The 19,761-nt window shown below is 68.6% G+C and carries 19 protein-coding genes; 9 read left to right on the top strand and 10 right to left on the bottom strand.

Annotated features, from left to right (window positions below):
• Positions 1-281 precede the first annotated feature (281 nt).
• From GVY39_RS24140 to GVY39_RS24115, 6 genes are all read left to right on the top strand, one after another.
• Positions 282-1,088, top strand: coding sequence for an ABC transporter ATP-binding protein (locus tag GVY39_RS24140; RefSeq protein ID WP_159928375.1), 807 nt, complete (start codon positions 282-284; stop codon positions 1,086-1,088).
• The gene (locus tag GVY39_RS24135) at positions 1,078-1,965 is read left to right on the top strand and encodes an ABC transporter permease (RefSeq protein ID WP_159928373.1); all 888 of its coding nucleotides are present in this window, start codon (positions 1,078-1,080) and stop codon (positions 1,963-1,965) included. The genes GVY39_RS24140 and GVY39_RS24135 overlap by 11 nt, the downstream gene beginning before the upstream one ends.
• 2 nt (positions 1,966-1,967) lie before the next feature.
• The gene (locus tag GVY39_RS24130) at positions 1,968-3,020 is read left to right on the top strand and encodes an ABC transporter substrate-binding protein (RefSeq protein WP_159928371.1); all 1,053 of its coding nucleotides are present in this window, start codon (positions 1,968-1,970) and stop codon (positions 3,018-3,020) included.
• Between the two features lie 160 nt (positions 3,021-3,180).
• Complete coding sequence (locus tag GVY39_RS24125) at positions 3,181-4,392, top strand: NupC/NupG family nucleoside CNT transporter (RefSeq protein WP_159928369.1); 1,212 nt, start codon at positions 3,181-3,183, stop codon at positions 4,390-4,392.
• A gap of 91 nt (positions 4,393-4,483) precedes the next feature.
• On the top strand, positions 4,484-5,428 hold the full coding sequence (locus GVY39_RS24120; RefSeq protein WP_159928367.1) for a GlxA family transcriptional regulator: 945 nt from the start codon (positions 4,484-4,486) through the stop codon (positions 5,426-5,428).
• 30 nt (positions 5,429-5,458) lie between these two features.
• On the top strand, positions 5,459-6,193 hold the full coding sequence (locus GVY39_RS24115; protein ID WP_159928365.1) for an HD domain-containing protein: 735 nt from the start codon (positions 5,459-5,461) through the stop codon (positions 6,191-6,193).
• A 53-nt stretch (positions 6,194-6,246) separates the two neighbouring features.
• On the opposite strand, the gene GVY39_RS24110 is transcribed toward GVY39_RS24115, so the two are convergent.
• The gene (locus GVY39_RS24110; RefSeq protein ID WP_159928363.1) at positions 6,247-7,002 is read right to left on the bottom strand and encodes a siderophore-interacting protein; all 756 of its coding nucleotides are present in this window, start codon (positions 7,000-7,002) and stop codon (positions 6,247-6,249) included.
• Between the two features lie 101 nt (positions 7,003-7,103).
• Between GVY39_RS24110 and GVY39_RS24105 the strand changes: the two genes are divergently transcribed.
• Positions 7,104-7,940 (top strand): NADPH-dependent oxidoreductase, encoded by an 837-nt coding sequence (locus GVY39_RS24105; RefSeq protein WP_159928361.1) that lies wholly within the window; start codon positions 7,104-7,106, stop codon positions 7,938-7,940.
• A gap of 10 nt (positions 7,941-7,950) precedes the next feature.
• Here GVY39_RS24105 and GVY39_RS24100 read toward each other — a convergent pair whose 3' ends face one another.
• Together GVY39_RS24100 and GVY39_RS24095 are read right to left on the bottom strand one after the other, a co-directional pair.
• The gene (locus GVY39_RS24100) at positions 7,951-8,943 is read right to left on the bottom strand and encodes an LLM class flavin-dependent oxidoreductase (RefSeq protein ID WP_159928359.1); all 993 of its coding nucleotides are present in this window, start codon (positions 8,941-8,943) and stop codon (positions 7,951-7,953) included.
• A 68-nt stretch (positions 8,944-9,011) separates the two neighbouring features.
• The gene (locus GVY39_RS24095; protein WP_159928357.1) at positions 9,012-10,199 is read right to left on the bottom strand and encodes a serine hydrolase; all 1,188 of its coding nucleotides are present in this window, start codon (positions 10,197-10,199) and stop codon (positions 9,012-9,014) included.
• A 219-nt stretch (positions 10,200-10,418) separates the two neighbouring features.
• Between GVY39_RS24095 and GVY39_RS24090 the strand changes: the two genes are divergently transcribed.
• Entirely contained in the window at positions 10,419-11,855 is a 1,437-nt protein-coding gene (locus tag GVY39_RS24090) for an amino acid permease (protein WP_370523820.1), read from the top strand.
• A gap of 22 nt (positions 11,856-11,877) precedes the next feature.
• Here the strand turns inward: GVY39_RS24090 and GVY39_RS24085 are convergent, their stop codons facing one another.
• The 7 genes from GVY39_RS24085 to GVY39_RS24055 form a co-directional block, all read right to left on the bottom strand.
• Entirely contained in the window at positions 11,878-12,246 is a 369-nt protein-coding gene (locus GVY39_RS24085) for a DUF4345 family protein (RefSeq protein ID WP_159928355.1), read from the bottom strand.
• Positions 12,247-12,448: 202 nt separating this feature from the next.
• Positions 12,449-13,858, bottom strand: a complete 1,410-nt coding sequence (locus tag GVY39_RS24080; protein ID WP_159928353.1) for an MDR family MFS transporter — start codon at positions 13,856-13,858, stop codon at positions 12,449-12,451.
• Positions 13,859-14,042: 184 nt separating this feature from the next.
• A complete protein-coding gene (locus GVY39_RS24075; RefSeq protein ID WP_159928351.1) occupies positions 14,043-14,444 on the bottom strand; it encodes a DUF779 domain-containing protein in 402 nt (133 codons plus the stop codon).
• On the bottom strand, positions 14,444-15,961 hold the full coding sequence (gene adh / locus GVY39_RS24070) for an aldehyde dehydrogenase (protein ID WP_159928349.1): 1,518 nt from the start codon (positions 15,959-15,961) through the stop codon (positions 14,444-14,446). Before adh ends, GVY39_RS24075 begins: the two co-directional genes overlap by 1 nt.
• Before the next feature lie 106 nt (positions 15,962-16,067).
• A complete protein-coding gene (locus GVY39_RS24065; protein ID WP_159928347.1) occupies positions 16,068-17,270 on the bottom strand; it encodes a transcriptional regulator in 1,203 nt (400 codons plus the stop codon).
• A gap of 257 nt (positions 17,271-17,527) precedes the next feature.
• Positions 17,528-18,079 carry a hypothetical protein gene (locus tag GVY39_RS24060; protein WP_159928345.1) on the bottom strand — a complete coding sequence of 184 codons (552 nt, stop codon included), beginning with the start codon at positions 18,077-18,079 and terminating at the stop codon, positions 17,528-17,530.
• 604 nt (positions 18,080-18,683) lie between these two features.
• A complete protein-coding gene (locus tag GVY39_RS24055; RefSeq protein ID WP_159928343.1) occupies positions 18,684-19,031 on the bottom strand; it encodes a hypothetical protein in 348 nt (115 codons plus the stop codon).
• 217 nt (positions 19,032-19,248) lie between these two features.
• Between GVY39_RS24055 and GVY39_RS24050 the strand changes: the two genes are divergently transcribed.
• Entirely contained in the window at positions 19,249-19,761 is a 513-nt protein-coding gene (locus GVY39_RS24050; RefSeq protein ID WP_236565634.1) for a DUF664 domain-containing protein, read from the top strand.

Raw genomic sequence — 19,761 nt, 5'->3', positions numbered from 1 at the left:
TACCGGGAATCTGCACCGCGCGCTTTATCTCGCCAGTCGACTGACCGGCCGGACCGACGTATATCGGGTCGACATTCTCGAGACCCATGAGACGAAACGGATCCAGGCATGAAGGTTGCGGACACGTCGTCCGGCTGCGGCGGTCTCACCTCCTATGGAGCCTGTGCAGAATGCGCAAAAGCGGCAAATCCCGCGTTTGGGGCGGTTGTGCGCACAAGCTCCGTCATGTGACGCCGGACACGTACGGTCGCCCTATCCCGATCTCGCAGGAGTAGGAAGCAATGACGCAATCACTCATCGAGCTGCGGAGCGCCACCAAGCGCTTCCCCGGCACCGGCGGCGGAATCCACACCGCCGTTCGGAATTTGAACCTCGAGGTGCGGCCCGGCGAATTCGTCGCCGTAGTCGGCCCGACCGGATGCGGGAAGTCCACCACGCTCTCGCTGGTGTCCGGCCTGGAACCGGCCTCGGCGGGCCGGACGCTGGTGCGCGGCAAGGACGTGGACGGCATTCCGGACGGCATCGGCTACATGTTCCAGCAGGACGCGGTGCTGCCTTGGAAGAGCGTGCTGGACAACGTCGCGTTCGGCCCGCGCCTGCGCGGCGCGTCGAAAGCCGACGCGCGGGCGAAAGCAGCCGGGTGGGTGCGCACGGTCGGCCTGGCCGGGTTCGAGAGTTACTACCCGCACCAGCTGTCCGGCGGCATGCGCAAGCGCGTCGCACTGGCGCAGACGCTGGTCAACGAACCGGAGATCCTGCTGATGGACGAGCCGTTCAGCGCGCTGGACGTGCAGACCCGCCAGCTCATGCAGGACGAGTTGCTGCGGGTCTGGGCGGGCACCAACGCGGCGGTCATCTTCGTCACGCACGACTTGGAGGAGGCGATCGTGCTCGCCGACCGGGTGGTGGTCATGACCGCGAGCCCCGCCACCGTCTGCGGGGACTTCACTGTCGGCTTGGCCCGGCCGCGCAGCGTCGAAGACGTGCGCTTGACCATCGAGTTCCGCGACATCTACAAGGAAATCTGGGAAACGCTGCGCGACCAGGTCGAGGCGGCCCGAGCGAAGGGAGCCTCCCGTGTCGCATGACGTACTCGTCCAGGATGCCGTGACCGAGCCGGTACTGGAGAACGAGACCGAAGAGCAGATCCTGGCCCGGGTGCGGACCAACGCGCGCCGCGCTCGCCTGCGCACCTGGGGGCTGCGCGCGGCGCTGGTGGCGCTGTGGCTGGGCGCGTGGGAACTCACCGCGACGGTGTGGATCGACCCCTTCTTCTATTCCAAGCCCTCGCTGATCTGGGCGCGGTTGGTCGAATGGTTCACCGAGGGAACCCAATTCGGGACGATCTGGTTGCAGATCTACACCACTGTGCAGGAGGCCGTGCTCGGTTTCGTCATCGGCACGGTGGCAGGCGTCGTGCTCGGCGTGCTGCTGGGCCGCAGCCGGTACTGGGCCGAAGTGCTCGCGCCGTTCATCAAAGCGCTCAACGCGGTTCCGCGTATCGTGCTCGCCTCGCTGTTCATCATCTGGTTCGGCCTCGGGTTGAGCTCGAAGGTGGCGACGGTGGTGGTGCTGGTGTTCTTCGCGGTGTTCTTCAACGCGTTCACCGGGGCACGCGAGGTGGACGGCAATGTGATCAACAATGCCCGCATTCTCGGTGCGAGCCGTAGGCAAGTGCTGGTGTCGATCGTGCTGCCGAGCGCGACCACCTGGATTCTGTCCAGTCTGCACACCGCCTTCGGCTTCGCCCTGATCGGCGCGGTGGTGGGTGAATACGCCGGTGCGAGTAAAGGTCTGGGCCTGCTGATCAGCAATGCGCAGGGCACCTTCGACTCGGCGGGAATCTACGCGGGCATGATCATCATCACGGTGATCGCACTGATCGCGGAGTGGGGGATCGGCATGGCGGAGAACCGGTTGCTGAAATGGCGGCCGTCGCAGGCGACATCGAACCACGGGATCTGATCATGAACCGTCGCAAGCATTGGGCGCTCGTCGTCGCCGCGGTCGCGGCACTGCTGCTGACCACCGGCTGCCGCGACTCGCGGGTCATTCCGATGGCTGACGGCCGCCCTCAGATCACCATCATGGTGGGCGGGCTGGAGAAGGTGATCTACCTGCCCGCCATGCTCACCCAGCAGCTGGGATTGTTCAAAAGCAACGACATCGATGTGAAGCTGCTCGGCGAGCAGTCCGGCGCCACCGCGGAAACCGCACTGCTCAGCGGTGACGTGCAAGGTGTGGTCGGATTCTACGACCACACCATCGACCTGCAGGCCAAGGACCAGTGCATCCGCTCGGTGGTGCAGATGTCGGACGTGCCGGGCGAGGTGGAACTCGTCTCGGCGGCCGACGCGGCCACCGTCACGTCGGTCGCCGACCTGCGCGGCAGGAATCTGGGCGTCACCTCGCTCGGTTCCTCGACCGACTTCCTCACCCAGGCGCTCACCGGCAAGGAGGGCATGACCACCGCGGACTACACGCGGGTGAAAGTCGGTGCGGGACAAACCTTCATCGCGGGCATGAACCACGACGGCATCGACGCGGGCATGACCACCGACCCCACGGTGGCGCAGATGGTGAACTCCGGCCAAGCGCGGATCCTGGTCGACATGCGCACCGAGGCGGGGACGAGGGCCGCCCTGGGCGGGTTGTATCCGGCGACGTCGCTGTACATGAGTTGCGCGACCGTCGATGCCCACCCGGAGATCGTGCAGAAGCTGGCCACCGCGTTCGTGCAGACGCTGCAATGGATCCAGACGCACACCCCGGAGGAGATCGCGGAGAAGATGCCCTCGCAGTACGCGAGCGCGGGCAAGGACCTGTACGTCCAGTCGATTCGCGACTCGATCGGCATGTTCAACGGCGACGGGTTGATGAAACCCGAGGGGGCGCAGAACGTGCTCGACATCCTCGGGAAGTACTCGAAGAACGTGCGCCCCGTGCGCGATCGCATAGACCTGTCCGAGACCTACACCACGAAATTCGTGGAGCAGGCGTTGCGCGCGCCGCGCCAGTAGCACCGGCGGGTACCCAGCCGCACCGCCCGAGAGCTCGCGTTCTCTCGGGCGGCGCGGCCGGTGGAACTCGCGAACTTCTCAACTGTGGGGGCACCGCACCATAGACCGACATGAGAGGTGCTCCCAGAAGCGGTTACCCGGCACGGCATCCGAGGTGCGCGTGCATTATCTGATCGGGTTCGCCGGGCTGGTGTGCTTCCTGCTGCTGGCTTGGTTGCCGAGTACCGACCGCCGCGCCGCCGCCGGTCGGCTGCCGCGCATCGCGGTCCTGCTGGTCGCGCAGCTCGCGCTCGGTCTCCTACTGCTGAAAACCGGCGTCGGGCAGACCGTGATCCGCGCCGTCAGCGACAGTTTCGCGCACATACTCGGCTACGCCGCCCAGGGCACCGCGTTCATCTTCGGCGACCTGCCGAACACCGGCAGCAGTGGGCCCGCGTTCCTGTTCTCGGTCCTGATGCCGATCGTGTTCGTCTCCGCCCTGATCGGCATCCTGCAACACCTGCGGGTGCTGCCGCTGATCATCAAGTTCCTCGGCCTGCTGCTGTCGTGGGTGAGCGGGTTCGGCAAGATCGAATCGTTCAACGCGGTGGCCGCCGCCATTCTCGGGCAGTCGGAAGTCTTCATCTCGCTGCGCGGCATGCTGGAGGACATCCCGCCGCAGCGGATGTACACCCTGGCCGCGTCGGCGATGTCGACGGTCTCGGCGGCCATTCTCGGCGCTTACATGCAGCTCGTCGACCCGAAGTACGTGATAGCGGCGATCATGCTGAACATGCTCGGCGCATTCGTGGTGTGCGCGCTGATCAATCCATATTCCGTCACCGACGCCGACGATGCCGAATTGCTCGGCGCGGAGATCGCTGCCGGTCGCAAGTCGCAGTCGTTCTTCGAAATGCTCACCGACTACATCTTGGTCGGTTTCAAGGTCGCCTTCACCGTCGCGGCCATGCTGATCGGATTCATCGCCCTGCTGGCCATGGTCAACGGCATCTTCGCCGCCCTGTTCAACGGCACCACGTTCCAGGACGTGATGGGGCACGTCTTCGCCCCGTTGGCGTGGCTGACCGGCATCCCGTGGCACGAGGCGGCGGACGCGGGCCGGTTCATGGGCACCAAATTGGTGTCCAACGAGGTGGTCGCCATGCAGGAATTGCGCGAGGAACACGATGGACTGTCCGACCGCACCGTCGCGATCGTGTCCACCTACCTGGTGTCGTTCGCGAACTTCTCCACGATCGCCATCGTCACCGGTGCGGTCCGCAGCCTCAGTGAGAAACAGGGAACCGTCATCGCCCGCACCGGGCTGCGCCTGCTCTACGGCGCCACCCTGGTCAGCTTCCTGTCCGCCACGCTCGTCGGCCTGTTGAGTTGAGCCGGAAGCAGACGACCGACGCATATCGTGTGTCCGGATCTGTGGGTTACGTGTCCTTGCGGACCCGGCCCCGTGGCTCGAGACTGGGCTCATGAAGGCAAGCGGTGACGTCGTGGTCGCGGTATCGGACGGGGTTCTGATGCTCGACGTCGCCGGACCGGTGCAGGTGCTGCACTGGGCCGGACACCGGGTCCTGTTCGCCTCGCCCGACGGAGCTCCAGTGCGTACCGACGTCGGCGTGCCGCTCGGTGTCGACGGTGCGCTGCGCGAGCTGGGCGGCGCGGTCGGCACGTTGCTGGTGCCCGGGTATCCACCGGAAGACCGTGTTCCGGCCGTGCTCGTGGACGCGGTGCGCGCGGCCGCGGCCGCGGCGCGGCAGGTGGCCTCGGTGTGCACCGGCGCGTTCGTGCTGGCCGAGGCCGGATTGCTGGACGGGCGGCGCGCCACCACCCATTGGCTGGCGTGTGCCGCACTGGCCCAGCGGTTTCCGCTCGTCCGGGTGGACGCCGACGCCATCTATGTGCGCGACGGTCCGATCGTCACATCCGCGGGCGTCACCGCGGGAATCGACATGGCGCTGGCGCTGGTGGAAGAGGAGCACGGCGCCGAACTCGCGCGTTCGCTGGCCAGACATCTCGTCGTGTTCCTGCACCGGCCCGGCGGCCAGTCGCAATTCAGCGTGCGTACGAGTATCCCGACGCCACGCACCGACAGCGTGCGTCAGGTGGTCGACGCGGTGATCGCCGACCTGTGCGCCGACCACAGCCTGGCCGCCATGGCCGCCCGTGCCGCGCTGAGCGAACGTCACCTCAGCCGCCTGTTCCGGCAGGAGATCGGCGTGACGCCGGGGCGTTACGTCAAGCAGGCTCGGCTCGAAGCCGCTCGAGCGCTGCTGGAGTCCGGCGACGAGCCGATGGCGGCGATCGCCCGCCGCAGCGGATTCGGCTCCGAGGAGACGATGCGCCGCACCTTCCTCGACCTGCTCGGCGCCTCGCCGAGCGACTACCGCAGGCGCTTTCGCGCGCCCGCGCGTTGATCGCACCCTTCACTCACCAGGAAGCCGACCATGTCTTTGTCACGCCGTGCCGCGCTGGGCGCGGGGATCGCCGCGAGCGCCTACGTCGTCGCCGCGAAACCTGCTACCGCACAACCACTTCCGCTCATTCTCCCGACCACCTCGTTGGCGGGCAGGGTGAGTGCGCTGATCGACACCCACCTGCCGCCGTTCCTCCGCAATCACAGCGTGCGGGGCTTCCTCTTCGGCCGCGCCGTCGCCGAACGGCAGGGCCTGCGACCCGGTGCGGACTACGACGAGGAGACCATGTACCTCATCTGCGCACTGCACGACATCGGTCTGGCCGACCTCGCCGATGGCGACCAGAGATTCGAGATCGACGGCGCCGACTACGCCGCGCGATTCCTCGAGGACAACGGCGTCACCGACGCCAGAGTGGACACGATCTGGGACACGATCGCCGCGCACCTGTCCGGTTTCACCGACTCGCCGGTGTGGCGCCGCCGCAGGCCGCCGGAAACCTGGATCGCCGTGGACGGCATCGGTGTCGACGTCGGCGGCGCGCCGACGGACCTGCCGCCCGGTTTCGCCGACCTGGTGCACGCCGCGTATCCGCGGCTGGGCGGCAGTCGCGCGCTCGGCGCGGCGGTCGAAACCCAAGCTCTGGCGAATCCGCGCAAGGCCACGCCCGGCAGCCTGGCGGGTTTGATCCTGCAACAGCGCCATCCGGAACTGCCGTCTCTGACCTGGGACGAGATCCTCGCGTCGAGCGGCTGGCGCGACTGAGCGCCCCATGCCCCGCGGGTGCTGCGGCGGGGCGCACAGCGGAGGCTGCCGGTTCAGCCGTCGGCTTCCTCGGTCGCCCGCTGTTGCGCCTTCCATTCCCGGAAGCCTTCCTCGGTGCGGCCGCGACGCCAGTACCCGGAGATCGACGCCGCCCACTCGGCGGGGACACCGCGTTCTCTGCGCACGTAGCGGCGCAGATCCTGCATGACCGCCTTGGCCTCGCCGTGGATGAACACCTGGACCTGCCCCGGCGCCCACGGCGCGGCGCGGACGGTTTCGGCGAGCAATTCGCCCGGCGGGCGCACACCGCGGTGCAGCCAGGTCAGCTCGATGCCGTCCGGCTTCTTCAGCGGCAGCTCGTCGTCCGGGCCCGCGACTTCGACGTACGCCAGCCCGGTCGCCTCGCCGGGCATGGCCTCGAAGGCCGCGGCGATGGCGGGCAACGCCGCCTCGTCACCGGCCAGCAGATGCCAGTCGGCATCCGGCCGGGGGGAGTAGGCGCCGCCGGGGCCGTACACGTCGATGGTCGCGCCCGGCTGAACCTCGGCGGCCCACGGTCCCGCGATGCCTTCGGCACCGTGAAAGACGAAGTCCACCGCGATCTCCCCGGCCACGGAGTCCACCGAACGGACGGTGTAGGTGCGCAGCACCTCGTTGCCGTCCTGCTCGAAGATGAACTTCACGTACGAGTCGGTGAACTCGCTGGGCCGGAACGAGGCCCAGCCGGGGCCGCCGAGATGCACCCGGATCAGGTGCGGGGTCAGCCATTCGGTGCGTTGCACCGTGAAGGTGGTGCGGGGGCGTGCCAAGGGAACCTCCGATTGGATTAATTAGGATTGCCTTACTTACCCTACCTGCGTTCGGCTCAGGGTGCGGGCAACCGCTGACGGCGCGCCGCCCGAGCGGGAAGATGAGCGCCATGACGAAGTCCGTGCCGACACCGACCCACGCCGTGCAACAGCGCTATCGCGACCCCCGGCCGGTCGAACCCGCGCAGTGGAACCCGGTGTTGCAGGTGCTGCACGAACATCGCTCGGTGCGCAGCTATCTGTCCGACCCGGTGTCCGACGCCACGCTGCGCCTGCTGATCTCCGCGGCGCAGTCCGCGCCGACCTCGTCGAACCTCCAGGTCTGGAGCGTCGTCGCGGTGCGTGACCCGCGGCGCAAGGCGCGTTTGGCCGCGCTCGCGGGCGATCAGGCCCACATCGTGCAGGCGCCGCTGCTGCTGGTCTGGACGGCCGATTTCGCGCGCGCACGCCAGCTCGCCGACGACCGGAACGCGCCGCTGGAGGGCGCGGACTACCTCGAATCGAGCTACGTCGGATTCATCGACGCCGCGCTGGCGGCGCAGAACGCGGTCGTGGCGGCCGAATCGCTCGGGCTCGGCACCGTCTACATCGGTGCGCTGCGCAACAAGCCGGAAGAGGTGGCGGCCGAGCTGGGCCTGCCGCCGCGGGTGTTCGCGGTCTTCGGCCTGGTGGTCGGCCATCCCGACCCCGCCGAGGACGCGCGGGTGAAGCCGCGGCTGCCGCAGGAGGCCGTCCTGCACCGGGAGACCTACGATCTGGACGCGCAGCGCGCGCACGTGGCCGAGTACGAGACCCGGATCGCGGAATTCTATGCCGAGCAACAGCTCTCGCATTCCTGGACCGAACGCGTGCTGGCCAGGCTGGCCTCGGCGGCGGCACTGAGCGGCAGGCACCGGCTGCGCGAGTCGCTGACCAACCACGGCTTCCGGCTGCACTGACCCTGCCGCATCAAGCCGCGACCTTCTCGGTGAGCAGTTCGAACGATCGGGCGCGGTCGTCGATGTCGTAGACCAGAGTGTTGATCATCAGCTCGTCGGCTTGGGTGCGCCGCAGCAGGTCCGCGAGCTGACCGCGCACCGTTTCCGGCGAACCGAGCAACTGGCCGGCCCGGCGCTGCCGGATGAACACGCGCTCGTGTTCCGACGGGCGGAAGGCGGCCGCTTCCTCCGGCGTGGCGAGCGCCTGCGGCGTGCCACGCACCAGATTCAGAAAGGCCAGATCGCGCGGACCGGCCAGAGCTTCCGCGCGCTCGTCGGTGTCCGCGCAGATCACCGCGACCGCCACCATCGCGTGCGGATGCTCCAGGCGCTCCGAGGGCCGGAAGTGCTCGCGGTACAGGGCCAGCGCGGGCTCGGTGTTGTCGGGGCTGATGTGGTGGGCGAACGCGAACGGCAATCCGAGCACGGCGGCCACCTGGGCGCTGTAACCGCTGGAACCCAGCAGCCAGATCTCCGGCTCCTCGCCGCGGCCCGGCGTCGCGGCGATGCCGCCGGGATCGGCGCCGCGAAAGTAGCCGAGCAAGGCGGCCAGTTCCTGGGGGAACGACTCCGCCGACAGCCCGTCGGCGGTGCGCCGCAGCGCGCGGGCGGTCGCCTGGTCGGTGCCCGGCGCGCGGCCGAGGCCCAGGTCGATCCGCCCGGGATGCAGCGCGTGCAGGGTGCCGAACTGCTCGGCGACCACCAGCGGAGCGTGGTTGGGCAGCATCACCCCGCCGGAACCTACCCGGATGGTCGACGTGGCCGCCGCCAAGTGGGCCAGGAGCACGCTCGGCGCCGAACTGGCGATGCCGGGCATGTTGTGATGTTCGGCGACCCAGAAGCGGTGGTAGCCCAAAGCTTCGGTGCGCCGGGCCAATTCGGTGGTCGCGTCGAGCCCCTCGCCGACGGTGCGACCGGACTGCACCGGCGCCAGGTCCAGTACGGACAGCGGGACGTCGATCATCTATCTCCTCCAGAGTGCCGATCTCCAGTGCCAACGCCCGGCGTCCCCGGTGTATTTCGCCGGAAGGCTCAGCCGCGCGCGATCGCCCGGAACACCTCGATGATCTCCTGCTCATCCTGGGTGGTGCCGTGGTCGCTGAGCTTGACGATGACGGTGCCGCTGGGCGGGTCGACGTAGACGTACTGCCCGTAGACGCCGACGGCGGTGAGGTCGGCGCCGTCCCCGCCGGTCGGATGCCACCACTGCGCGGTGTAGGGCCAGTCGCCCACCCGGTGCGGGGCCGGGGTGCGGATGCGCTCGATCCATGCCCTCGGCACGATCTGCGCGTCGCCCACCCGCCCGTCGTCCAGCACCAACTGCCCGATCTTGGCGAAGTCGCGGGCCGTCGCGTTCAGGCAGCAGAACCCCTTCTCCTGGCCGCCGGCGCGATCGAGATTCCACAACGCGTCGTCCTCGGCGCCGATCGGAGCCCAGAGGTCACGCTCCAACAGCTCGCTCAGCGCCACGCCCTCGACCCGAGCCAGCGCCATGCCCAGCAACTGGGTGTCCACGCTGCGGTACTCGCCCTTGCTGCCGGGCGGGAACCGCAGGCCGTGGTGTTCGCGGACGAACTCGGCGAGATCCTCGGTGAGATACATCCGGGCCGTACCGGTCAGAGGCATGTACTTGTTGTAGTTCTCCGAGACGTCGACACCGGAGGCCATGTCCAGCAGGTCGCGAATGGTGACGGTGTCGTACGCGCCGCCGGTGGTCAGCTCGGGCAGGACCTGCACCAGGCGGTCGTCCTCGCGGAGCTTCCCCGCGGCGATCGCCCGGCCGGTCAGCAGCGACACGATGGACTTCGCCACCGACCAGGAGGACTGGCGGGTGGTCGCCGTGACGCCGTCGCGATACCACTCGTGCGTGCGCGCGCCGCCGCGCAGGACCAGGAACGAGTTGGTGTGCGTGGCGTCGAGGAAGTCGGCGATCGAGAGGTGCGAGCCCTTCCAGGGCACGCGGTCGGGCAGCGGCCGCGGGGCGACCGGCAACGGGCGCGGGGCGGGGGAGGCGGTCACCGTCCGGCTCTCGAACAACGCGCCCTGCTCGGAGGGTGGGTCGGTCATGAGCCGCAGTAGCGTCGGCGGCGACGGAATGTGCAGGACCGCCGTTGTCGCGAACGCCGCGCCGACCAGGACGGCGACGATCACGAGCAGGACAACGGTCGTGCGGAGCGCATAGCGGACCGCCCGCGAGCGCCCGGCTGGCAAAACGGTCATGACAAATGCTCTCAGTGGGGGAACCGATGATGGCACGCCGGAACGCAGCTCCGATAGATGGGCGGCCTGGAGCGGCCCGGAAACGACGCGTCCCATCGGGGCGGTAGCGTGACGAGCTGATTCAGGCCGAACGCGCGATGGTCTGACATCGGGTGTTCGGCGCACCGGCCGGCGACCGGCGTCGTCGCGTCGCGGCCCAGCGAGGGGAAGGACCACGATATGACCGCCTCCGACCGTCACCTTCAGGATGCCGGACCGTTGGATCCGGCGGACAGCGGGGACTCGGAGGGCTATGCCCGGGGCCTGAGCCCGCGCACCATCCAGATGATCGCCATCGGCGGCGCGATCGGCACCGGTCTGTTCTACGGCGCGGGCGGTGCGATCGAGCAGGCGGGCCCCGGCCTCATCCTCGCCTACCTGGCGGCGGGCCTGGCCATCTTCGTGATCATGCGCGCACTCGGCGAACTGCTGACCTATCGGCCGATCTCGGGCAGTTTCGCCGAATACGCCCACGAGTTCCTCGGCCGCTTCGCCGGTTTCGTGACCGGATGGTCGTACTGGGCGGTGTGGGTGGCCACCTGCATGGCCGAGATCACCGTGGCGGGTAAGTACGTCGAGTACTGGTTCGACATCGCGCCGTGGATCACCGCGCTGGTCGTGCTGGCGGTCATGTTCGGCGCCAACCTGATCTCGGTGCGGCTGTTCGGCGAGGGCGAGTTCTGGTTCTCCGCCATCAAGGTGACCGCGATCATCGGCATGATCCTGCTCGGCATCGGCGTGCTGCTGTTCGGCTTCGGTCACGCCTCCGATCCCACCGTCACCAATCTGTGGGCCGACGGCGGCGTTTTCCCCAACGGCATCGGCCAGTCGCTGCTGGTGTTGCAGATCGTGCTGTTCGCCTACGTCGGCGTGGAATTGGTCGGCGTCACCGCCGGAGAGGCGCGCGAGCCCCGCAAGACGCTGCGCAAGGCGATCAACACGCTGCCGTTCCGGATCGGCCTGTTCTACGTCGGCGCGCTCGTGGTGATCATGTCGGTGTCCAGCTGGCGCAATTTCCACGCGGGCAAGAGCCCGTTCGTGGAGGTCTTCGAGCAGATCGGCATCCCCGGCGCGGCGGGCATCGTGAACTTCGTGCTGCTCACCGCGGCGCTGTCGTCGTGCAACTCGGGCATCTACTCCACCGGCCGGATGCTGCGCACCCTCTCGTTGCACGGTGAGGCCCCTGCCCGGCTGAACAAACTGAGCGCGAACGCGGTGCCCTATGTCGGCATCACCGCGTCGGCGGCGGCGATGGTGCTCGGCGTGGTCGTCAACGTCATCTCCCCGGACAAGGCTTTCGCCTACATCACCTCGGTGTCGACCATCGGCATCATCTTCGTCTGGGGCGTCATCTTGGTCTGCCACCTGCTCTACCGTGCGAAGGTGGCCCGCGGCGAGCTGCCCGCGAGCGACTACCGGCTGCCCGCCGCGCCGTACACCACCGTCCTGGCGCTGGCCTTCCTCGGGCTGGTGGTCGTGCTGCTGTTGTTCACCGACAGCGGGCGCACGGCGATCGTCGTGGGCGTGGTGTGGGCGGCGCTGGTGTCGGCCGGCTACCTGGGGTTGCGCAAGCTGAGCAAGTCCGGCGCGGCCACAGGCAGCGTGCACAGCAGGTAGCGATCGGGCGCTGGTCGCGGGCTCACCGGGCGGTGAGGAACAGGACCGCGGCGCCGAGCGCCTCGACGCCGCAGTAGAACCAGTTCGGGTAGAAGGCGGTCCGCTCGTCGAGCACGGCGGCCGCCACCCGGCCGAGGGCCATGCCCGCCAGCGCGGCGGCGACGGCGACCATGATCCCGGAGCGCAGGGAACCCAGGTCCGCGGCGGCCACCGCGAGCACTGCCGTCATCGCCACGCCGAAGCCGCCGTAGACGGCGCGGACCTCGTAGCGTGCGCTCGGTTCGGTGAGGTGGATGCCGAACGGCCGAATCAGTGCGACGGGTGCGGCGAGCGCGTACACACCCATGCCCAAAAAGAAGACGCCGACGATTCCGCATACGGCCTGTGCCACTGCGACCTCCAGGGTTTCGGTTCGGTTGGAAAACCCAGCTTGTACCGAGTCGGGAGCCGCCGCTTCCGAAAACCCGCCGCTTTCGACGCGTCGCCCGGACCGGCGCGCTCGACCGATCGGATCACTCAGGCTGTGGTCGGAATGGTCGGTGAGCCCGACCACCGAGTGACCGAGCCGACGGTCGCCTGGCCCAGCACGGACGTCAGGCACTCTCCGAGCGTCGCGGCATCATGGCCGCCGCGACCAGGAGGACCACGGCCATCGCCGCGATGGTGACGAAGACCAGATGGACCGCCGAGGCCAGCGTGGCGGGCGCCGGATGGTCGGTGGGGCCGACCTGGGAGTTCACGATCGCGCCGAACACCGCGACGCCCACCGCACTGCCGATCGAACGCGCGAACATGTTGGCCGAGGTGACCACGCCCCGCTCGGTCCATTCGGCGCTGGTCTGCGCCGCGATCAGGGTCGGGGTCGCGACCAAGCCCATGCCGGCGCCGATCACGAAACAGGACGCGGCGATCTGCCACACCGTCGAGTGCTGCGTGATCAGCAGCGTGCTCGCCGCGCCGAGGGCGGCCGAACCGCTGCCGATCAGCGCGGTCGTACGAAAGCCGAGGCGCAAGTACACCTTCCCGGCCAGCGAAGCGGCCAACGGCCAGCCCAGGCTGAGCGCGCCGACCGTCAAGCCTGCCACCAGCGCCCCGGTACCGAGCACGCCTTGGGTGAACGTCGGGACATACGAGGTCGCTCCGAGCACGATGGCGCCGACCAGAACCGACACCAGGCTGCTGGCGATCACCACGCGGCGGGTGAACACCCACAACGGCAGGATAGGATTCCGCGCTCGGCGTTCCACCAGCACGAACGACACCAGCATGGCCGCGCCGCCCACGAAGATGCCGATGCCGACGGGAGAGGACCAGGCCCACGCCTGGCCGCCTTCGAGCAATCCGAGGATCACCGCGCCCGCGCCGACGGTCAGCAGTGCCGCGCCCGCATAGTCGACGCTCTGCCCGCGCCGCGGCGCGCTCTCGGCGAAGCTGCGCACCAGCATCCACGCGGCCAGCGCGCAGAGCGGAAGATTGATCAGGAAGATCCAGCGCCAGCTGACGTACTCGGCGAACAAGCCGCCCAGCACCGGGCCCGCCACACTGGACATGGCCCACACGCTGGCCAGATAACCCTGCACCCTGGCGCGTTCCGACAGCGTGTACAGATCGCCCGCGATCGTCATGGTCATCGGCTGGATCGCTCCCGCGCCGATGCCCTGCACGGCGCGGAAGATGATCAGGCCGAGCATGCTGGTCGCCATGCCGCACAGCAGCGAGCCCAGCGCGAAGATGGTGATCCCGAACAGGATCACCGGTTTGCGGCCCACGGTGTCGGCGAGCTTGCCGTAGATCGGCACCGTCACCGCTTGCGCCAGCAGATAGATGGAGAACAGCCAGGGGAACTGCGCGAAGCCGCCGAGGCTGTCGGTGATGGTGAGCACCGCCGTGGCGATGACCGTCGAATCCAGCGCGACCAACGCTGTCGCCAGCATCAGCGAACCGAGGATGGCCCCGCGCTCGGAGCGCAGGCCGATGGACGCGGGCACAGTCTCGGTCGCCACCGGGGCCCCTCTCGTTCGCCAGACTAACCACCTCGAACGACGGTATCCGCTGACCAGCTATTCCCGCACCGAGTTTTCTCCTGCCCCGAAACGAAAGAGGGGGCTGCTCACCGAGGCGCGGTCCGGTGAGCAGCCCTGGTGGTGCACCGGCCGCTGCCGTATCCATCAGCGGCCGGTGCACCGGTCATTGCGGCAGATCCGCCCCGGTGCGTGGCGGCCTCGTCTCGAGGACGGCGAGTTCCTCGTCGGTGAGCAGCCGGGAGCGGATCAGGAAGCGCACGCCTTCGGGCGCTTCCAGGGAGAATCCGCTACCCCGGCCGGGCACCACGTCGACGGTGAGGTGGGTGTGACGCCAGTATTCGTACTGGTCGGCGCTCATCCAGAACGGGGTGTCCGCCGCCGGATACCCGAGCAGCACGTCCGAGGCACCGACCCGGAATTCGCCGCGCGGGTAGCACATCGGTGAGCTGCCGTCGCAGCAGCCGCCGGACTGATGGAACATGACCGGGCCGTGCTGTTCGATCAACTGCCGCAGCAGCGCTTTCGCGGGGCCGGTGAGGTCGACGCGGTGCACCTGATCCGGCATCAGAAGAATCCGAGTTTGTCCGGCGAGTAGCTGACCAGCAGGTTTTTGGTCTGCTGGTAGTGGTCGAGCATCATGCGGTGGTTCTCGCGTCCGATGCCGGATTTCTTGTAGCCGCCGAAAGCCGCGTGCGCGGGATAAGCGTGGTAGCAGTTGGTCCATACCCGGCCCGCCTTGATGCCCCGACCGAGCCGGTAGGCGGTGTTCATGTCGCGGGTCCACACACCGGCGCCCAGGCCGTAGAGAGTGTCGTTGGCGATCTTCAGCGCCTCGTCGACGGAGTCGAACGTGGTCACCGACACGACCGGCCCGAAGATCTCCTCCTGGAAAATCCGCATGTCGTTGCGCCCGGCGAAGATCGTCGGTTCGACATAGAAGCCGTCGGGGAACCCCTCGACCTTGCGCGGGCCGCCGCCGGTGAGCACCTCGGCGCCTTCCTGGCGGCCGATGTCGATGTAGGACAGGATCTTCTCGTATTGGTCGTTGCTGGCCTGTGCGCCGATCATGGTGGCGTCGTCCAGCGGGTTTCCGCTGCGGATGGCCTCGGTTCGCTCGACGCAGCGCGCGATGAACTCGTCGTAGATCGAGGAATGGATCAGCGCGCGGGACGGACACGTGCACACCTCGCCCTGGTTGAGCGCGAACATCACGAACCCCTCCACCGCTTTGTCGAGGAAGGCGTCGTCGGCGGCCATGATGTCGGGCAGGAAGATGTTGGGGCTCTTGCCGCCCAGCTCGAGGGTGACCGGGATGATGTTCTCGCTGGCGTACTGCATGATCAGCCTGCCGGTGGTGGTCTCGCCGGTGAAGGCGACCTTGGCCACGCGCGGGCTGGCGGCCAGTGGCTTGCCCGCCTCGACGCCGAATCCGTTGACCACGTTGAGGACCCCGGGCGGGAGCAGATCCGCGATCAGTTCCACCACCTTCAGGATCGAGGCGGGGGTCTGCTCGGCAGGCTTGAGCACCACCGCGTTTCCCGCGGCCAGCGCGGGCGCGAGCTTCCAGGTGGCCATCAGGATCGGGAAGTTCCAGGGAATGATCTGGCCGACGACGCCGAGAGGTTCGTGGAAGTGGTAGGCGATGGTGTCGGCGTCGATTTCGCTGATGCCGCCTTCCTGCGCGCGGACCGCGCCGGCGAAGTAGCGGAAGTGATCGACCGCCAACGGCAGGTCGGCCGCCTTGGTTTCGCGCACCGGCTTGCCGTTCTCCCAGGTCTCGGCCACCGCGAGCGCCTCGAGGTTGTCCTCGATCCGATCGGCGATCTTGTTGAGGATGTTGGCCCGCTCGGCCGCCGACCTGGCGCCCCACGCGTCGGCCGCCTGATGCGCGGCGTCCAAGGCCAGTTCGATGTCGGCGGCCGAGGAGCGCGCTACCTCGCAGAATGTCTGACCGTCCACCGGGGAGGGATTCTCGAAATAGCGGCCCTCGACCGGAGCGGTCCATTCACCGCCGATGAAGTTGTCGTAGCGCGCCGCGAATTCGACGACGCTGCCCTCGGTTCCCGGCTTTGCGTAGCTCATGGCGGGTACCTCCTCGCTTGTTGCGGACGTGATGCACACGGCGGAGCGGCCGTGATGCGGGTCACTATGCCCGGCGAGGGTTGAGGAAACGTTGAGGCGCGCGAGTTCAGCCGCGCAGGGCGCTGTGCAGCCGGGCGGCCGCGAGCGCGCGACGACCGTCGCCCGCGGGGAGCAGGCGCAGCGCGTGTTCGTGGATCTCGATGTCGTGGGGCGCGCGCTCGCCGTAGCGCAGCGCGTGCTCGACGGACCGGCTGGACAGCACCGCGGTGCGCACACCGACTTCCAGATAGTCGCGCCACTGCACGATCCCCGGCGTGTCCGAGTCCGGCAGCAGGGGTCCGCGATACAACTCGACCGCGGTGGCGGTATCGCCCGCTTCCAGCGCCGCCAGCACGTCCACGGCGTCACAGGACAGCGGGCTGATCAGCTGATAGACCCGGCTGGTTATCTCGCCGCCGGTGGCGCGCCGCAGGTGGGACATCTCCGATTTGAGCGTGCTCGCGCCGACCGGCCGGTCGCCGTACACCGCGAAGTGCAGGCGTTCGTGGGTCCAGCCGTCGGGCTCGAGCGCCAGCAACGCCAAGATCTCCAGCTGCCTGGGGCGTAGCCGCACAGGAGCGCCTTCGCGGATCAAGCGGGCGGCGCCGAGACAGGTCAGCCGGACCCCCGGCGCGGCCATCCGGTGGTGCAGCTTGGTCTCGATGGCGGTGACCAAGGTCCTGGCCGTGGACATCGCCAGCGGGTGGGCGCGATCCCAGGTGGTGGACAGATCGAGCACGCCGAGCTGGCGACCGTCCGCGGCGCGAATCGGCGCGCAATAGCAGACCCATCCGTGCAGAGCGGCGACCAAGTGTTCGGCGGAGAACACCGTGTGCGGCCGTTCGGTACGCAACGCCAGCGACAGCGCGTTCGTGCCCATGTGCGCCTCGTCCCAGCAGCCACCCGGCGCGAAGTTCACCTGTTCGGCGCGGCGGCGCATCACCGGACCGCCGTGCGACCACAAGATGGTCCCGGTCTCGTCGGTGATCGCCGCGACGTAGCCGGCGCCCTCGGTGATGTCGCGCAACTGATCGGTCAGCTCGGATACCGGTGTGCGCAACGGGGACTCGGCCCAGCGGGCCGCCACATCGGCTTCGGCCAGGGGCGCGTGCCTGCGCGCCGGATCGACCGTGCGCAGCGACCGCAGCCACGATTGCGCGACCTCGCTGCGCAGCGCGGTATCACCCTGCGGTGTCCCGGCGGGAATCCATCGGGACCACTCTTGTTCCAGTGCGGCGCGTTGCCGCGAGAGGGAACTGCGCTGTGCCATCTGGCGGATCCTGTGTCGTCGCTCCGATCGTCTGCGTGCCCTCCCATCATGCCCCAGCGCGCGCCCGGACATTCCGTTTCGGCTTGCCGTCCACGGGACTGGACGACTCGCGGTGGACGACGGCTGTCGACGATCGGATCGCCGCGTCCCCCTCGGCCGAATGCCGCGCGAAGCGTGCGTGTGCCCAGGGAATCCCGGCGGTGCGACCGGCGGTCGGTGTGCGGTCGTCGTCGGCGGCCGCACACCGAACCAGCTGGTTACGGCGTGGAGAAACCGATCAGCGCCCCGATGCCGGCTCCGATCGGAATGGTGACCAGTGCGCCGACCCCGCCGAGGAAGAAGCCGATCACGGCGCCGATACCCGCGCCGATGAGGGCGCCGACACCGGCGTTGTGCTGCTTGCGTGCGAGCGTCTCGTCCTCATTGATCTGCGTGAGGCGCTCGGTCACCGCGGGGGCGCCCACCGGCGTCACCGTGAGGGTGCGGCCCGCGTCGCTGATCGCCGGCGCGAGTCCGTGCGTCGCGCCGGAGGCCTGGAACGCCAGGGGCACGGTCGCGACGACCTGTCCCGCGCCGTCGCGCAGTTCGACCGCCCTGGCGTCGGCGGTCAACGCGAAACTGCCCGCGTCCAAGGTGGTGACCACCCCGGTGCCGTCGGCGGCGGGCGCCGAGGTGAACCCGATTCCCTGTTCGACACCGTGCACGCTGACCTGCGCGGGTGTGGCCGGCTGGGCGTGCGCGACGCCCGTCGCTATTCCGGTGGCTCCGACCGCGAGTAGGGCGGTGGCGGCGAATCTGTTGACTCTCATCGTATTCCCCACATAGTCGTGTCGGCCACGAGTGCCGACGAATCCCCAAGATGCCGGGTTTCGGCCCCACCCATTCTGGCCGCAGGGCTTTCCCGAAGCAATCGTTCTGCGAATTTCACGAGAAATCGATGAGTTGCCCGCAATGCTCTCGCGCGCGAATTCTGCCCGGGCAGAGCCGGTTTCGTGTGCTGATTTCGAGAGATTGCAGAATGTGTGCTGATTCCACCGGGGTGGTTCGGAATTAGATCGGCGTCACACCGAGTTTTCTCGAAAATTGCTGGCACCTGTCGAATTCGCGGTGGGCTCGATAGCCGGTGCTCTGCGCTGCCGGACGCACCGCGACTCGGTGCGACGCCGGGGGAGATCTTCTCCACTCGGTCGTTCGCGGTGTGGCAGGCGGTGATTCGAGGCTCCCCCGGTGTTGCGGCACTCGCGCCGGATGGCGGAGATGGCATCGGTGTGGACGTTGCCGCCGACGTAGGCGATCGTCTCCACGGTTCGGGTGATTCCGGCTCCGCGCCCGTGCTGGGTGCGGACGCCTTCGTGGCGTCCGGCCTGCGCGGAGCCGGAGATCACCGGGCGTAGCGCGCCGGAGAGTGCGTGCTCAGAACGCGCTTCCGGTGCCGGGCAGCAGCCAGGCGATGCCGGGCCAGATGCCGAACGGGCTGCCCCAGAAGCCGTACGGGTTGCCCCAGTGGCCGTAGCCGCCGTAACCACCCCAGCCACCGTAACCACCCCAGCCGCCGTAACCGCCCCAGCCGTGGCGGTGGTACCCGCCGTGGCGGTGCCAGCCGCCGTGGATCTCCTCGGCCTGACTCGTCTGCGTGACGGTGGGCTGCTGTGCCATGGCGGGCGCGGCGGCCGCGGCGACGGGTGTCAGCGCGAGCGCGGCGACCATCGCCACGCGGACGACCGCTCGCCGTGCGCGCCCGGTCTCGACGTCGTGGATCATCGGTACTTCCTCACTTCGGTACGTTCCTTGTCCTGCCGGTGACCCGATTCGGCGGCCATCGGCCCAATCTCACCATCACGCATCGTACCGTTGTATAACGGTACATTCAATGTGGTTCGGTCGTGCGAGAATTCGCCCCGCCCGGGCACGTCGACGCTCGTGCAGGCCGGTCGCGCTGGGTACCGTCGGAATACCCGACCTCGAGGAGGAGTCGACCGTGGCTACCAGTGCCGATGTGCTGACCGACGCCTACGAGCGGATCAAGGAGGTGGTGCACGAAGCGGTGGACGGGCTGGCGGAGGACGACCTCGGCTACCGCATGGATCCCGGCGCGAACTCGATCGCGTGGTTGATCTGGCATCTGACCCGCGTGCAGGACGATCACATCGCGGATGTGGCCGGTACCGAACAGGTCTGGACCGCGCAGGGCTGGTACGACCGGTTCGGCCTGCCCATCGACGAGTCGGCGACCGGATACGGTGACCGCCCCGAGGGCGTGGCCGTGATCCGTGCCTCCGCGCAACTGCTCGCTGGGTACTTCGACGCGGTGCACGAGCAGACGCTGCGCTTCGTGCGCGGCCTCGGCGACGACGACCTCGACCGCGTCGTCGACAGCCGGTGGGATCCGCCGGTGACGCTGGGGGTGCGGCTGGTCAGCGTGATCTCCGACGATCTGCAGCACGCCGGTCAGGCCGCGTTCCTGCGCGGGGTGGTCGAGCGAACGAGGTGA

The organism is Nocardia sp. CY15, from assembly GCF_009829295.1.
Taxonomy (GTDB): Bacteria; Actinomycetota; Actinomycetes; order Mycobacteriales; family Mycobacteriaceae; genus Nocardia; species Nocardia sputi.
This window is presented reverse-complemented; position numbering and strand designations above follow the sequence as displayed.